This is a genomic window from Opitutus terrae PB90-1 (assembly GCF_000019965.1).
GTDB lineage: Bacteria > Verrucomicrobiota > Verrucomicrobiia > Opitutales > Opitutaceae > Opitutus > Opitutus terrae.
The window spans coordinates 185848-200740 of sequence record NC_010571.1; the positions used below are offsets into that span (position 1 = coordinate 185848).

A 14893-nucleotide genomic window follows, 5' to 3' on the forward strand; every position below is an offset into this window, starting at 1 on the left:
ACCGGCCGTTCTTTCCTTGAATGTGTGTCATGAGCCGCTCGTGGATTGTCCGCTGCCCTCTCGTCGCACCCGTCGCCGCCCTTCTTTTGGCCGGCTGCACGGCACCGTCAGCGCCAGACCAGCTTTCAGCGCTGCCGCCCGGAAAATTTGTCCGATTGCCGGCACTGCAGACGAGGCTTGATCCCGCCCAGCTCAATCACGCGCTGCTCGCCGCCGCACTCTTTCACGAGACGAATCGCGTTCGCCGTGAACACGGACTGCGGCCGTTTCGGTGGCTCGCGCCGCTTGATGAGGCCGCCGACCTGCAGGCCAACTCCATCGCGCTCGACCAAACCGTGAGCCACATCAACCTCTTCCCCGCGTTGCTTACGATGAGCGAGCGACTCGATCGCGTCGGCTTGCCGCGCGGCCGCGCCGGCGAGAATGTTGCCGCACTTCCGTTGCTCGACGTCGACTCCGCGCACGGCATTCGGATCACACGCCGGGACGACCAGTCTGTCGCGATCGACGACGCCACCGGCCGGATCGGACAGCCTCACACGTATGCCAGCTTCGCCGCGACCGCCTTGCAGGCCTGGATGGACTCGCCCGAACATCGGGCGAACATTCTCGAACGCGAGTTCGCGTCGCTGGGATGCAGCGGCCGGGTGATGAAACGGATTTCCTCGATCGAGATGATTGCCTGCGTGCAGGTCTTCTACACCTCGCCGTCGGGCCGGGGCCGTTAGCGCTCAGTCCCAGATCGGGCGCCAGTTCTTCGGATACTTCGTCAGCGCGTGCAGCGATTCCATCTCCGCCGGACTGAGCCGGTAGCCCGCGGCGCCGAGCGCATCCTGCAGTTGGCGCCCGTCGTTCGCGCCGATGATCGGCGCCGTCACCACGGGATTGGTCAGCATCCACGCGAATGCGGTCTGCGCGATCGTCTTGCCGTGCGCTCGACCGATCCGCTCGAGTTCATCGATTAGCGCGAAGCCGCGTTCGTGTGCGTAGAGCTCGCGGACCTCCCCGGCACGAATGCTCTCCACGTTGACGCCACGGCGGTATTTGCCGCTAAGGAACCCGCACGCGAGCGGGGAATACGGGATCACGCCGAGTCCGTGGTGCCGGCAGAGCGGCATCGCCTCGATCTCGAAACCGGCCCGCTCCATCAGCGAATACTGCGGCTGATAACTCACGAACCGCGCGTAGCCATGCCGGTCGCTCTGCCATAGCGCCTCCATCAACCGCCACGCGGGATAGTTCGACGCGCCGATGTAGCGGACCTTGCCGGAGCGCACGAGATCGTCGAGCGCCGACAGCGTTTCGTCGATCGGCGTCTCGAGGTCGACCCAGTGACACTGATAAAGATCGATATGCTCGGTCTGCAATCGCCGCAGGGAATCCTCGCAGCACGCGATCACACGCCGGCGCGATAGCCCTTCGCCGTTGGGACCTTGGCTCATCCGGCCCCGCACCTTCGTCGCGACCACCAGCTCCCCGCGGTTTCCGCGGGCCTTGAGCCAGCGACCGATGATCTCCTCCGACTCGCCGCCGGCCGCCAGTCCGCGCGGCCCCCAGGTCGTGTAGATGTCGGCCGTGTCGATGAAGTTTCCTCCGGCGTTCACGAAAGCGTCCATGACCTGAACGGCGCTCGCTTCGTCCGTCGTCCACCCAAACTGCATCGTGCCGAGGCAGAATTCCGAGACCTTCAATCCCGTGCGGCCAAGCTGGCGGTATTCCATGCGAACACTGACGCGCGACGCCGCACGAAGGTTCGCGAAACGACGGGCGAATCCACCGGCGCCTCCTCCAAAAAAGACGCTGCGCACCGGCGAACCGGTGCGCAGCGCTAACACCCCCGAGCTCAGTTGCTCAAGACTGCCTCGGGAAATTGGGACGATCGGGGCGAGGAGCAGGTCCTCGGTCGATCGGTGCCGCCGTGGGGGAGCGGATCGGGATGGCGGGGGTCCTGATCCGGGCCACGGCGGATCCAATGCAACCGATCTCAGCTCGTAAACAACCGTTCGCAGCAATTTAGCGCTAGCATTAGACCACGGTCCATCGCGCCCTCAGGCCGGCCGAGATAGCCGCTCAAACGCGCGTCAACTTAGCCCGTTTCCTGAACTGCCCAGGCGAGAACGAGGTCATGCGCTTGAAAACCACGGACATGTATTCGTCGTGCTCAAACCCGGTCATGCTGGCGATGGTTTTCAACGGCAGGTCGGTTTCCAGGAGCAGTTCCTTCACGCGCGTGAGTTGGACGCGCCGGATCTCCGCCTGCGGCGAGCGACCGATGAATTGCCGGAATTTCTTCTCGATCTGGCTGCGCGACGCCGCGGCATGCGTCACCACATCCTGCACGGTGATGCCGCGACAGGAGCGCTCACGAATGAAACTCAACGCGGCCGCCACGTGCTTGTCCGCCACCGCCAGCACGTCGGTGGACAACCGGGTCACGACCCCGAGCGGCTCGATGCGCGTGTCGATCGTCCCGAGGTCATCGCCCCGCAGCATCCGGTCCAGCAATTCCGCTGCGTGGTACCCGGCGTGAGAAGAGTTTGGCGCCACGCTGGACAGCGGCGGATACGAAAGCTCGCAGCGCATCGTGTCGTTGTTTACGCCCACGAGCGCGATCTCCTCGGGCACGAGCAGTCCGGCGTTTTGCGTGGCGCTGAGGACCTGAAACGCGCGCACGTCCACGCAGGCCATGATGCCACACGGCTTCGGCAGCTGCTTGAGCCAGCCGATCAGTTCGCGGGTTTGCGCCGCGTTCCATTCAGGCGTGATCACACCCGGGTAGTTCACGTCGAGCACCGCGCAGGAATGCCCGTTGAGCTTCAGCGCCTCGACGAAACCCTCGCGGCGTTCACACGACCAGCCCTCCTGCGCGAACCCGCAAAACGCGAAATGCCTGAATCCGCGCTCGAGCAAATGCTCGGCGCCGCGATGCCCGATCGCCACGTTGTCCGGACGGATTTTCGGCACGCCCGGAAACGGCGGTACGTCGTTCAGGTCCACGAGCGGGATACCGAGTTCGCGACAGGTTTCGACCATCATCGGCGACGTGTGCCGGCTGATCACGCCGTTCCACCGCTCGCCGCGCAGGAAGCCCGCATCGCGGGCGGTCCGGGCTTCGTCGTCAAGAAACGTGGACCACTGCCGGTGCGTCCGCTCGAACTGCACGATGCCCTGCAGCGTGCGCGCGGCTTCCTCGAATCGCATTAAAAAGACCAGCAGGATCTTCGGCCTCATCCGCCCGGACTCTAGGCGGGCCCGGTTCGAATATGCAACGCGGACCACACCGCGATCGGCAGCGCCAGGCCGGGCGCGGTGAGCCCGGCCCGGGACCGGCGATCTCGGCTCCCGCCGGACTGCCGATCTAGCCCGCTGCGAACGTTTGGAACGTCTCCCCGCTGAGATCCGGCCGATGCCGCACCTCGAGCACGTCGTAAAGCTTCGCCAGCTGCCGTTCGACTTGCTCAAGCCGCGGCTCGTCGGAGACGAGCAACAGCATGCGGCTGGTCGCCCCGTCGCCGACGGGCACACAGAGGATCGCGTCGAGGTTGAATCCGCGCCGCGCGAACAGCCCGGTGACGTGCGACATCGTGCCGGGATGATTCCTCACCCGCAGCTCGAGCACCACCTCGCTGGCGTTTGGAGAAGTGTCACGTATCACGTGACCCTTTGCTGCGTCGGCAGCGGCTTCGGGTGCGGCATCACGCTCGGCAGGTTCGTGCGATGGCCGCGGGAGGAGGGTGGATGAGTCAAGCATGGGAGAGGGCGGGTTCGGCGATCATTTGGCGGTTGGCGGCGCCGGGCGGCACCATGGGATACACGTTGGCGGTCGGTTCGATCGGCACATCGATCACGCACGGTCCATCCGCCGCGAGGGCTTCGCGCAGGGCCTCGAGCGGATTGTCCGCGGGATCGAGTCGCACGCCACGGATGCCGAACGCTCGCGCCATCGCGGCAAAGTCCGGCGTGGCGTGAAACCGCGAGGCGGAATAGTGCTGCTGGTAAAGCAGCTGTTGCTGCTGGCGCACCAAGCCGAGGCCCCCGTTGTTAAAAATCACGACCGCCACGGGCAGGTCGAGCTCGGCGAGCGTGGCGAGCTCCTGAATGTTCATCAGGATCGAGCCATCCCCGCTCACGCAGAGCACCCGGCGGCCGGGCGCCGCGAGCGCCGCGCCGATCGCAGCCGGCAGCCCGAAGCCCATCGTGCCGAGCCCGCCGGACGTCAGCAACGTGCGCGGCTGGCGGAATGGATACGCCTGCGCCACCCACATCTGGTGCTGGCCCACGTCGGTCGCCACGATGGTGTCGTCCGGCAGCACTTCGGCCAGGGAGCGGCACAGGTTGATCGGATGCAGCGGATCATCGTCGCGGGTGGGATGCACGAGCGGGTGCGCGGCGCGGAGTTCGGCCGCGCGGGCGCACCAGGCCGATCGTGCCTGCTGCGGCACGTGGGCGAGCAGCCGGCGCAGGATGTCCGCGGCATCGCCCACCAGGCTGAGCATCGGCTGCTTGATCTTCCCGTGCTCGGCCGGATCGATGTCGATGTGAGCGATGGCGGCGCGCGGACAAAACTCCGCAACCTTCCCGGTGGCGCGATCATCGAACCGCGCACCGATCGCGACCAGCAGATCCGCCTCTTCCAGCAGGAAGTTCGTGCCCTTGGCGGCGTGCATGCCGAGCATGCCCATGAACAACGGATCGTCGGGCGGCATTGCCCCGAGCGCCATCAAGGTGGACACCACCGGCGCGGACAACCGGTGCGCGAGCGCGCGGGCCAGTCCCGCCGCGTCCGCCGCGATCACGCCGCCGCCGAGATAGAGGACGGGTTGACGGGCGTGCTTGAGCTGCTGGGCGAGCTGTAGGATCTGCGCCTCATCGCACGACGGCGCTGTCCTGCGCCCACCCGGCGCCGGCCAGATGCCGACCTCGAGCCGCGCGTTGAGCACGTCCTTCGGCACGTCGATCGCCACCGGCCCGGGCCGGCCGGACTCCGCCAACGTGAAAGCGAGCGGCACGGTTTCGAGCAGCTCCTCCACCGAATGCACGAGGAAGTTGTGCTTGGTGATCGGCAGCGTGAGCCCGTAGGTGTCCACCTCCTGAAACGCATCCGTGCCGATCAACGCCTGCGGCACCTGCCCGGTAATCGCGACCAGCGGGATCGAGTCGAGCTGCGCGTCCGCGATCGCGGTCAGCAGGTTCGTTGCTCCCGGGCCCGAGGTTGCCAGGCACACGGCCGCGCGCCCCGTGACGCGCGCCATCCCTTGCGCGATGAAACCGGCGCCTTGTTCGTGGCGGGCAAGCACGTGGCGGATCGTGCCGTCGCCGTCGGTGGAATGCAGCGCATCGTAGAACGGCAGGATCGCGCCGCCGGGCATGCCAGCGATCGTGGCGATGCCCTGCCGCTCGAGCAACGTGCGTAGAATTTGGGCTCCTGTGAGATACATGGTGGATACGGGTTGTGGTTGAACGCCCGCCCGGTGCCGCGCGAAGGAGCCAAAAAAAGCCCCTCCGGTTCGGCACCGGAGGGGCAAAGTCGTTTGGTTACGATCAGGACCCTCGCGTGCCGAAAGGCGCGACGACGACGACCGCAACGAGGGCGGCGGAGATCGAGAGGGCGCGTTTGCCGGAGAGAATCATGAAAGTGCCGGGAGAAAGAATACGGCCGGGGTCGATGTCAAGCGTGAGCTGCGCCGGCCGTGTCATGCCGATCGCGATCAGCGCTGCGGTGCGTAGGCGCCGGGGAAGCCCGCCGCTTTCCAGCCCAGCAGCTTCTGGATGTTTTCCGGCAGCGGCGTCGTGACATTCGCCGCCGGGAAACTGGCGAGCAGTTCGAAGCGACCGAGCTCCACGCCCCGGAACAGCCAGCCCCGATAATCCGCATAGGCGCGACCGTGAGTCTCGAACTTCGCGTCGATCTTCCGGATGTCCTCCAACGTCTTCACTTCCATCGAACCCTTTTCGGTCGGAGCCGGATTCCACGCGATCAACGGCTGCGGCACCGCGCCCGCACGACGCACATACACGTTGCCGTCGAGCTGGCTCAGCGGCGAGTCCTTCAGGTGCGCGACCTTTTCCGATTGGCCCACCATCAACAGAGGACCTTTGAACGTCTCGTCCGCCACGAGCAGGTTGTTGACGAAGATGTGGCCGTGGCGCTGATCGACATCCGGCCCGGTACTCGGGTGCCAGCCGAAGTGATCGCCCGCCGCACTCCGCTCGGTCCGCACGAAGGACGCGAAGCTGTTGTAGAACGTGTTTTGATAGACGTGCACATCGGAACTGTTCAGCACCCACACGCCTCGAGGGCAGTCGACGAACACGTTGCCGGCGCAGATCGCGCGCTTCGAAATCTCAAAGAAGAAGCCATCGCTCGTATTCTGCACCCAATTGTTGAGGAAACGGGCATCCACGTTGCCGACGTCCCACCACACGCCGCTGGCATCGGGATTGTCGATGATCAGATTGTCCCGCACCACCGCGCGATACGACTGATTGAAAATCTTCACGGCGGACGCGTAGTAGCCGGAGATCTTCTCCACGTTCGTGCGGCGGATGATGTTTTTCTCGAGGAGAATATCGGCGGAATCGATGACGTAGATGCCCTCGGTGCCGTTGTCGGAAATCAGGCAGTGGCGCACGACGAAGTTGTCGCCGCGGAAATAGCCGGCCACGCGCGAGCAAAACGAAATGGTGACGTGCTCGAGCGTCGTGCCGACGACCTCCTTGCCGAAGTCCGCGGGATCCATCAGCCGGTCGGGCTCGGTGCCTTCGACCTCGAGCGCGCGATACGCGTATTGCGTGAACGTGAGTCCGCGGATCGCCGGACCCTTGTGGTCGTTCTTCTTGCCGTGCACGTCGGCAATCGTTCGCACGAGCGCGCTGTCGTGCGCGGTGATCTCCACGAGATGGTTCGTCGGATCGGTGCCGATGAAGATCAATCCGTTCTCGTAATCGATGCAGTAGGACTTCTCGTCGACCTGGTTCTCGTAGCCGACCGCGTGTAGCAGTTCGCCATCGAGAAAAACCATGTCGTTGTTGAACAGGTAAAGCGGCGTCTCCCGCGCCTGACGATCGCGCCGCCACCAATCGGCGGGCTTCGCCGGGAAGAGCTTGGTCCACGAGGTGCGCCAGAGGCCGTTCGGCTGCGCAACCCAGTCCGCCGCCACGAGTGTGCCCTTGAGCACTGGCTGCTCGTCGGCGTAGGGCTGCAGGGTGATGCCCTGGTTCAGCTTCAGCCCGCCCGTGCGATACGTGCCGCCGCGCAGGATGATCGCGTCTCCGGTGACGACTTTGGCGATCGCCGCTTCCAGCGTGGTCGGCTGGTCCAGCGACTGTCCGGAGTTCGCCGGCTGCCCGTCCGGCGCGACGTAGTAGATCGTCTTTGCCTGAGGCAATTCGTAACGCTGCTGAATCGGGCCGTAAGGCCCGCCTGACGGCTGGGCGGAAAGCGGGAGAGCGCCGAGCAATGCGCAAAACGCGGCCAGCGGCCAGGAGCGGAAGAATAAACGTAAGTTCATGTCGATCGAAGGGGTGAGTGCCGAACCTCGGGCGCACGCCCGACGTTTCAGAATCGGAAACGTTCCGAAGCTACGGGCGGGCGTGACATCAGCAAACGCCAACACGGGCAACGTTGCGCTTACTATTGACGCTCGCGTGAGCGCGCGGCGATCAGCGCTTCTTCGCCCGGCTCCTGGCCGGCTTCTTGGTTTTGCCTTCGGTGGACCACAGCGCGTCGGTCGTTTGCCCGAGCCGTTCCGCAAGGCTGATGAGCATGGTCTTCGCCACCTTGGGATGATGCTCGATCAGCTGGTCCAGATCGGTATCGAAGTAGATGACGCTCGTCGGCTCCAGCGCGATCAGTTGCGCGGTCCGCGGCCGGCGTAGAATGCTGCCGATCTCACCGAAAACCGCGCCGCGCGTGGCAAACTCGGCAATCTGCCGACCTCGCTTGAACACCCCCACCCGTCCGCTCAGCAGCACATACCAGCCGCCGTGAGGCGAACCCTCTTCCTCGATCACCTGATGCGGCGCGTACGTCGCCGTTTGGGAATGGCCGTTGGCTGGCTGCGGGGTGAGGTTCATGCGGGAAACGAGCTCGCTTCCAACGGGCGGCATGATGCCGCGACGCCGGTCTGTCGCGAGCAAATCTTTCATTTGCACGAGCGAGACAACGGTATTTCCAATTTGGCGGGCCGCGCCTTGGTGCGCCCTCGGCCCTCGCGAGAAGCCCCACCCATCGGGCGGCAACACCGGAAATTGCGGAGCCCGCGTCGGGCGAAGATGAGCCGGCTCGCTACCGCGCGGTCGCCAGATGCCAACAGCCGCAGAGAGGACAACGATAGGCCGTGCGCTCACGCTGCAAACCGAGGAGCAGCGCGGCGTCCAACGCGTCCGCCTGCGTGCGGTAGCGCCGCTTGCGCGTGCACATCCGGCGTTTCTCCTCGCTGGTCGGCTTCTTCATGCTCCAGTGTGCGAGCATGCGCCCCGAGCGCCAAGCTTCTTGGCGCCGCGGCTCGCGGCCCTTTGGCGTTCAACCCGCGGCGCCGAATGGCAGCCGAAGGATAAACGTGGCGCCATGACCCGGCCCCTCGCTCTGCCCGATCAGGCTGCCGCCCATTTCCGCCGCGGCCAGGGCCGCACTGTGTAGTCCAAAGCCGGAACCGCTGGCTCGAGTCGTAAATCCCGGAGCAAAGATGCGCGTCAGGTTCTCGCGAGCGATACCGACGCCGTTATCCGCCACCTCGATCAGTACGCCCCGATCGCCATCGGGCCGGACGCGCACGATGATCTGCTTGTCCGCCCGGCTGGTTTGCTCGCATGCGTGCCGCGCGTTGTGCAGCAAGTTCACGAGCACCTGCAGGATTTTCCGACGGTCGAGCCGCGCGTTGGGCAACGGGCCGATGTCGACGCTGATCAGGACGGCATTCTTCTCGGCCGCGCACGCTTGCACGCGGATCGCCTCGTCCACGATCTCGGCGATGCTCGCGTTTTCCTCCACGCCCGGGGCGCGCGCGTACGTCTGCTGGGCCGCGACGATCTGTTTGATCCGTTCGACCGCGCGCTCGAGCCCGGCGACTTCGACGGCGAGTTCCGTCTGCTCCTGGTTGAGATGACGCGAGAGCTCCGCCAGAAAATGCGGCAGTCGTTTGCCGCGATCGTCCTCCGTCAGGAACTGCGGCAGATTCGCCCGGTGCTGCTCGATGAGATCCGCGGTTCGCGCCAGGTTGCCGAGACGAAGATTGCGCACGCGGTCGCCGATAAGCGAGGTCGACACGTTCACGCTGTTCAGCACGTTGCCGATATTGTGGAGCACGCTCGAGGCCACCTCCGCCTGACCCGCGCGATGCGAGGCCTCGACCAACTGGCGGTGCACGTTTTCGACCTCGCGTTCGACCCGCTTGCGCTCCTCGATCTCTTTCTCGAGCGCCTGTTTTTGCGCCTGCAGTTCCGCCTCGGCCCGCACGCGCTGGGCGACTTCCTTTTCGAGCGATTCCGCTTTTTCGCGCGCGAGCTGGTAGAGCCGCGCGTTTTCAATCACCAGGGGATCGAGTTTCCTTTGTTCCAGCGGCTCCTCGTCAACGACCTCGTATTGGGATTCGACTACTGCCCCGTCCGTCGCGAACGACTTGTTGAGCAGATGCATCGATTTGTGGTTTTTGTCCGCGATGTAGTAGAGGCAAAGGTTCAGGGGACACGCCAGGAAAGGATTGTCGGAGACCTCGTGCAGTTCCTTGTAGGCCTCGCGGCCGTAGAGATTGTGCCAGACAAAATTCTGCCCGCGTGAGGCGGGCTGCACTTCGAGCTTTTCGCAAAAGCCATTCTTGACGAACAGCTCGGTCAGCCGCGCCAGGTCGTCCGCCGAGCCCGTCTCTTCGAACGCGAACCCGTGGCGGTTCAGGTAGTCGATGAGCTCGCGCCCGACGTCGCGCAAAATGGTGGCTTGGGCGAAGGCATTGTATTTGGCCAGCGTCTTCCCGAAGGCGACGAGTAGCGCCTCATACAAGGTTTGTTTGAAGTTATTCATGCCGGAGGGTTACCGCGATCGTGTTTGGCTGGGGCACGCAGGCGGGGCTGACTGGCATGGACGGCGCGAACCAGTTCAGGATGGCTCGGTCGGTATGCTCTATCGGCCTGCTCAGGCGAAGATTGAGCGAGAAGACTCGTGGTACATTTGGCTCCCGCAGCGGGCGCTGCGTGCCGCTGGGGCCAAACGGCGGCGGCAATCGGCAAATACCCGATCCGTGCACGGGGCCTGACTTCCGGCCACTCGGGGCGATCCGCCGGGTCCATTGCGGCGTATCCACGTTCTGCGCTGCTCCGCCATGAAAAACGCCCTCCTGCTCCCCATCCTCTTTGCGCTCTGCGCCGTCGCGTCCAGCTCCGCGCAGGACGCTGCCGAGCAAAAACGCTCGGCGCTGGTGCCCTCCAACGGCCTGCCAGCGCTCGCTGAGAGTCACGCGCAGGTTTTCAAGGAACTCGCGCCCGGACCAGCGTCGGTGGTGCTCCAGAAGGGCGACAAACAGTTTACCATCTATGGCGTCGTGGGCCTCCGCGCGGTTGGCAGCGTCGTCGAGATCACGGTCACCAACGGCGAGAAATACTCCGTCAGCCCGCAGGACATTTTCTTTATCACGAACAACGCATTCAAAATCTAGCGACGAAATCATGGCGATCCGCCCGAAAACACCTTCGAGCCAGGAGCGCCGCCCGGCGATGACGCCGGGGCGGTTGCTGTTGTTGCGGCGGGTGCGTGCGCGTCGCGCGCGCCTCGATCACCGCCGTCGCCGGCTCGGCTAGCCCGCGGCTTACCGACGGATCGCCTGCACCTCGGCCGTGTTCAAGTTGGCTTTGGTGACGAGGAAATAAGGCACGTCGAGCGAGGCAGGCAGCGTCTGCCCGGCGAGCAACTGCACCGCCGCCTCAACCCCCTTGCTGCCGATCAACCGCGGCTGTTGCGCCACCCAGCCGGCCATGCTTCCATTCTCGATCGCGGTTGCGACCGCGTCGGGCAGCGACGAACCGAACCCGACCTGCAGTACCTTGCCGGCGAGCCCCTTGTCCTGCAGGGCGCGAATCATCGCGAGGCTCGCGGCGCTGAACGGCGTGCACACGGCCCGCACGTTCGGATGACGCTCCAGCAACATCACTGACTTGGCATAGTCGTCCTGCTTTTCAGAGCCGGCGACGACGTCCGTATACAGCGTCGCCTGGCCGCGCGCCGCGCGGAATGTCGCGATCAGCGTCTTTTCGCGCACGCTCATTCCCTCGATGGAATTCGCTCGGAGCAAAGCCGCGCGGTCGCCGTCCGGCACCAACTCCGCCAGGAAACGGCCCGCGTCTTCCGCCATCACCACTTGGTTGTAGCCGACGAAAACGTCTGCCAGCCCTTCCGGAAGGGCGGTGTCGAGTGCAACGATCTTCACTCCCTTCGCGCGCAACGCCTCGATCGGCCCGCGAAAGTCCTCGGGCGTGAGCGGTGCCACCACCAGCGCGTCAATGGGCTCCTTGAGCAGGGCATTTAGCATCGCAAGTTGCTGACTCAGCGAATTGGGCGTCAGCGGCGCCTTCACGATCACCTCGGCACCCGCCGCGCGGGCCGCGTCCAACGCGCCTTTTTCCGCCGCCGACCAGAACAGGTCGCGGTCCTTCAGCAGGACGCCGATCTTCACCGCGGCCACGGTTTCGCGCGCCAAAAACGCTGCCACCATCAACAACGAGAGCTGGAGGAACTTCATCGGGGTTCGGGGTTTCGCGGCATCCAGGGAGTTTGGGACGCATCGCACAACCCCGCTGTTATCGGTCAGTTCGGCGCCGGCCTCGACCGAATTCTCTGCTTCGGCCTCGTCTCTGCGGCTCCCGCGGAGTGAGCAGGGGGCTGCCGTTGAGGTAAGGAAAATTTTAGCGACCGCGTTTTGCGCCGATAATTGGCGGCACAACAACCGCTCGGCCCGATCCCGCGCCGAGCCCACCTCCCCCCGATGACCGTCCGCAACCCCCTTTCGCGGAGTTGGTCCTCGTGCCTCCTTGGTACGGGGCAGGACTCCGTGTTGCCTGTGCGCAGCGTCACGACGCATCCGGCCGCGGGTCGTCACCCCTCGGCGATGACCGTGATCCTATGACGGCCCAAACTAACCTTCTTCGTCGGTTGGGCACCTGGTGTGCCATCGTGGTGCTTGGCGCCACGACGATGGCTGCGGTGGTCTACGCGTTGTATGTGCGGGGGAACTTGGTGCGGGGACTGGAAAAACAGGTGATTGCGATCGCGGTAGCAGAAGCGAACGCGGCGGTGCACAGCCAGAATGTCGATGCCTTGGATACGCGCATGGAATCCCAGCTGCAGCCGGTGCTCACCCGCCAGGCCCAGCGACTGATCTGGCTGCGCGTCGGCGAAACGGTCGCTCTTTTCATTGTGCTGGGAGGTGCCTTCTTCGCGCTGGCGCGCTTCAACCTGCTGAGGCCGCTGCGGGCCAAGTTCGACGCGCTCACCGACGGCGCCGCACGCATCCAGGAGGACACCGAACGGATCGCGCAGGACGCGGAGGCGCTGACGTCCGTCACCGCCCGCGAGGCCGCATCGATCGAGGAGATCGCCGCGACCGTCGAGGAACTCTCGTCCATGACGGAGCGCAATGCCGACCACGCGCGGCAGACCGACGCGCTCATGGGCGAAACGCGCACGACCGTCACCCAGGCAAGCACGTCCATGCATGGGCTTTTCGATTCGATCGAGCAGATCAAGCGCAGCAGTGCGGCCACGTCGGAAATCATCAGCACGATCGACCAGATTGCGTTTCAGACGAATATCCTCGCGCTCAACGCCGCGATCGAAGCGGCGCGCGCCGGCGAGTTCGGCGCCAGCTTCGCGGTGGTGGCGGACGAAGTCCGCACCCTCGCCCGCAACGCCGCCGAAGCCGCCAAGAAAACCGCGGTGTTGATCGAAGGGACCAACGCCCAAGTGGCGCAGGCCGCCACCTTGGTGGCCGAGACGCGCCAGCGATTCGACGACGTCAATGGCAAGGTCGGCCAATCGAGCGGGTTCGTGTCGCAGATCGCCGAGGCCTCCGCGGAGCAGGCGCGCGGGATTGAGCAGCTGAACACCGCGATCGGGGAGGTCGACAAGATCATCCAGCAAACGGTCGCCAACGCCGAACACTCGGCCACCGCGTCGCAGCAGATGAGCGCCGAGTCCGGGGCGATCAACCAAACCATCGAGGAAGTGCGCACCCTGGTCGGCGTGGAGCACCGCGCGACGGAGGGCGTTACCGGCGAGTCTGGTCGGATTCACTTGCGCATCTCTGCCTGTTCGCTCGCGGCTGATTCGTTCCGCCAAGCCACCGCGGGAAGACCCGTCGAAGCGATCGACGCCTTCTCCGGCAGCTGGGCGAATCGCCCGACGGTCGACTTGATTCTGCAGCTGCAGGCACTGAAAGCGGGCGGGTTGGATTTCGACTACGAACTGGTGGTGCAGCCGACGCACGGGCGTTCCGTCATCGAAGTGGTTCAAGGTTACTGCGACCTGACCGCGGAGACCGTGTGGAACAGCGAAATCACCGAGCTCGGCTCCCAGGTGCTCAAGACCGAGAACATCATCAATCACGGCGAGTTCGAGAAGGGCCTGTATGGCCTGCCCGACAATGCCCGGTTGCAGGCGCTCACCAGCGCGGAACAGCTCGGCGAATTCGTCGGTGCCACGGTGTTCAACTGGTCCGTCGATGTGAAGACGCTGCAGAACATGGGGCTCAAGCGCGTGGACCGCGCCAGCTGCATGGAGAACGTTTTCCAAATGATCCGCCAGCGGCGCGCCGACTTCACCTTGCTGGAGTTCGCCTCGACGCCAGACATGAGCATCGAGAACCACGGGGTGAAACTCGTGCCGGTGCAGAACTGCAAAGTGGCTTTGCCGGAAAGTCGTGCCTGGATCATCGCCGCGGGTTCCCCCCATGCCGCCACGCTCCTCGAGACGCTGCGTCGCGGCATCAAGATGCTGCGCGACCAGCGCCGAATCACGCGTGCCTTCGAGGAGTCCGGATTCTTCCAGCCCAAGGTCATGCATTGGAAACGGCTGACGCTGCAGGAGAACCCCGGAGAGTGGCAGGATCGACCTGCCGTTCGCACAACGGCGCGGAAGCTCGAGCCGGTGGCTCGCGGTGCCGGCCGGTAACATCGACCGCGACAGCGGCGGCAAGTCGTTTACAACTGCTCAGCACTACACCGATCCAGCGCTCAGCCGAACCTGAGCCTTTTGGACGTTGCAGGCTGATGCCAAACCCCCGCGAGTACTGCGCCTTGGTGCCACCTCGCGCGCTCATGAATCCCTTTTCCCCTCCTCGTCCCGCGGCATTCGCCGGTCGGTAGCCCATGCTCAAAAACGGCACGATTTTGGTGATCGACGACAGCCCCGCCGATCGCGAACTGATCCTGCATTGCATGCGGCTCGCCGGCGTACAGGCGCCGGTCCAGCTGCTGGGCGACGGGGCCGAGGCGCTGGCTTATCTCAAAGGCCAGCCCCCGTTCGACGACCGGGACCGCTACCCGTATCCCTGCATGGTGATAACCGACCTAAAAATGCCGGTCGTCGACGGTCTCGGACTACTTGAGTTTTTGCGCAACCACCCCGAATTGGCCGTGATCCCCACGATCGTGCTGTCGGGTTCGTCGGACGCGGACGATGTTGAAGTGTCCTATCTGCTCGGGGCCAGCAGCTACATTGTGAAGCCGCCCACCGCGTCCGAGCTCTGCGATCGGATCCGAACGATGATGGAATACTGGTGCCATTGTGAAGCGCCGATCACGACTCGCACCGGCATGCACATCAGGACCGAGGCGCACGGCAAGATCGGCGAGCGCTACTCTCGCTCGCCCTTCCCCCCCGCGAGGGCGGGGCCGGCTTCGGCGTGAA

Annotated in this window: 13 protein-coding genes; 4 read left to right on the plus strand and 9 right to left on the minus strand. The window is 64.9% G+C overall.

Translation table 11 applies throughout. The annotated features are described in order from the left end of the window. Positions 1-29 precede the first annotated feature (29 nt). Positions 30-728: a CAP domain-containing protein gene (locus OTER_RS00775; protein WP_158305326.1), complete on the plus strand. Its 699-nt coding sequence runs from the start codon at positions 30-32 to the stop codon at positions 726-728. Between the two features lie 3 nt (positions 729-731). Here the strand turns inward: OTER_RS00775 and OTER_RS00780 are convergent, their stop codons facing one another. The 8 genes from OTER_RS00780 to OTER_RS23475 form a co-directional block, all read right to left on the minus strand. After that, positions 732-1721, minus strand: coding sequence for an aldo/keto reductase (locus OTER_RS00780; protein WP_012372984.1), 990 nt, complete (start codon positions 1719-1721; stop codon positions 732-734). Between the two features lie 349 nt (positions 1722-2070). Beyond that, positions 2071-3231 (minus strand): XylR family transcriptional regulator, encoded by a 1161-nt coding sequence (locus tag OTER_RS00785; RefSeq protein WP_012372985.1) that lies wholly within the window; start codon positions 3229-3231, stop codon positions 2071-2073. A gap of 127 nt (positions 3232-3358) precedes the next feature. After that, positions 3359-3751, minus strand: coding sequence for an ACT domain-containing protein (locus OTER_RS24750; RefSeq protein ID WP_012372986.1), 393 nt, complete (start codon positions 3749-3751; stop codon positions 3359-3361). Further along, positions 3744-5438, minus strand: a complete 1695-nt coding sequence (gene ilvB / locus OTER_RS00795; protein WP_012372987.1) for a biosynthetic-type acetolactate synthase large subunit — start codon at positions 5436-5438, stop codon at positions 3744-3746. The genes OTER_RS24750 and ilvB overlap by 8 nt, the downstream gene beginning before the upstream one ends. A 270-nt stretch (positions 5439-5708) precedes the next feature. Continuing rightward, the gene (locus OTER_RS00800; protein ID WP_012372989.1) at positions 5709-7511 is read right to left on the minus strand and encodes a right-handed parallel beta-helix repeat-containing protein; all 1803 of its coding nucleotides are present in this window, start codon (positions 7509-7511) and stop codon (positions 5709-5711) included. 151 nt (positions 7512-7662) lie between these two features. Further along, entirely contained in the window at positions 7663-8076 is a 414-nt protein-coding gene (locus tag OTER_RS00805; protein ID WP_158305327.1) for a Crp/Fnr family transcriptional regulator, read from the minus strand. 211 nt (positions 8077-8287) lie between these two features. Continuing rightward, positions 8288-8473 carry a hypothetical protein gene (locus OTER_RS00810; protein WP_012372991.1) on the minus strand — a complete coding sequence of 62 codons (186 nt, stop codon included), beginning with the start codon at positions 8471-8473 and terminating at the stop codon, positions 8288-8290. A gap of 51 nt (positions 8474-8524) precedes the next feature. After that, the gene (locus tag OTER_RS23475; RefSeq protein WP_012372992.1) at positions 8525-10018 is read right to left on the minus strand and encodes a sensor histidine kinase; all 1494 of its coding nucleotides are present in this window, start codon (positions 10016-10018) and stop codon (positions 8525-8527) included. A gap of 298 nt (positions 10019-10316) precedes the next feature. Here OTER_RS23475 and OTER_RS00820 point away from each other — a divergent pair, with 298 nt between their 5' ends. Beyond that, the gene (locus OTER_RS00820; RefSeq protein WP_012372993.1) at positions 10317-10649 is read left to right on the plus strand and encodes a hypothetical protein; all 333 of its coding nucleotides are present in this window, start codon (positions 10317-10319) and stop codon (positions 10647-10649) included. A gap of 150 nt (positions 10650-10799) precedes the next feature. Here the strand turns inward: OTER_RS00820 and OTER_RS00825 are convergent, their stop codons facing one another. Continuing rightward, the gene (locus OTER_RS00825; protein ID WP_158305329.1) at positions 10800-11963 is read right to left on the minus strand and encodes a sugar ABC transporter substrate-binding protein; all 1164 of its coding nucleotides are present in this window, start codon (positions 11961-11963) and stop codon (positions 10800-10802) included. 146 nt (positions 11964-12109) lie between these two features. Here OTER_RS00825 and OTER_RS23480 point away from each other — a divergent pair, with 146 nt between their 5' ends. After that, positions 12110-14155: a methyl-accepting chemotaxis protein gene (locus tag OTER_RS23480; RefSeq protein ID WP_012372996.1), complete on the plus strand. Its 2046-nt coding sequence runs from the start codon at positions 12110-12112 to the stop codon at positions 14153-14155. A gap of 197 nt (positions 14156-14352) precedes the next feature. After that, a complete protein-coding gene (locus tag OTER_RS00835) occupies positions 14353-14892 on the plus strand; it encodes a response regulator (RefSeq protein WP_012372997.1) in 540 nt (179 codons plus the stop codon). The last annotated feature ends 1 nt before the right edge of the window (position 14893 follow it).

Bases quoted from the DNA above. Each gene is read 5' to 3' on its own strand.
- OTER_RS00800 (WP_012372989.1), bottom strand. From the start codon at position 7,511: ATGAACTTACGTTTATTCTTCCGCTCCTGGCCGCTGGCCGCGTTTTGC.
- OTER_RS00785 (WP_012372985.1), bottom strand. From the start codon at position 3,231: ATGAGGCCGAAGATCCTGCTGGTCTTTTTAATGCGATTCGAGGAAGCC.
- OTER_RS00835 (WP_012372997.1), top strand. From the start codon at position 14,353: ATGCTCAAAAACGGCACGATTTTGGTGATCGACGACAGCCCCGCCGAT.
- OTER_RS23475 (WP_012372992.1), bottom strand. From the start codon at position 10,018: ATGAATAACTTCAAACAAACCTTGTATGAGGCGCTACTCGTCGCCTTC.
- OTER_RS00775 (WP_158305326.1), top strand. From the start codon at position 30: ATGAGCCGCTCGTGGATTGTCCGCTGCCCTCTCGTCGCACCCGTCGCC.
- ilvB (WP_012372987.1), bottom strand. From the start codon at position 5,438: ATGTATCTCACAGGAGCCCAAATTCTACGCACGTTGCTCGAGCGGCAG.
- OTER_RS00780 (WP_012372984.1), bottom strand. From the start codon at position 1,721: ATGGAATACCGCCAGCTTGGCCGCACGGGATTGAAGGTCTCGGAATTC.
- OTER_RS23480 (WP_012372996.1), top strand. From the start codon at position 12,110: ATGACGGCCCAAACTAACCTTCTTCGTCGGTTGGGCACCTGGTGTGCC.
- OTER_RS00805 (WP_158305327.1), bottom strand. From the start codon at position 8,076: ATGAACCTCACCCCGCAGCCAGCCAACGGCCATTCCCAAACGGCGACG.
- OTER_RS24750 (WP_012372986.1), bottom strand. From the start codon at position 3,751: ATGCTTGACTCATCCACCCTCCTCCCGCGGCCATCGCACGAACCTGCC.
- OTER_RS00820 (WP_012372993.1), top strand. From the start codon at position 10,317: ATGAAAAACGCCCTCCTGCTCCCCATCCTCTTTGCGCTCTGCGCCGTC.
- OTER_RS00810 (WP_012372991.1), bottom strand. From the start codon at position 8,473: ATGCTCGCACACTGGAGCATGAAGAAGCCGACCAGCGAGGAGAAACGC.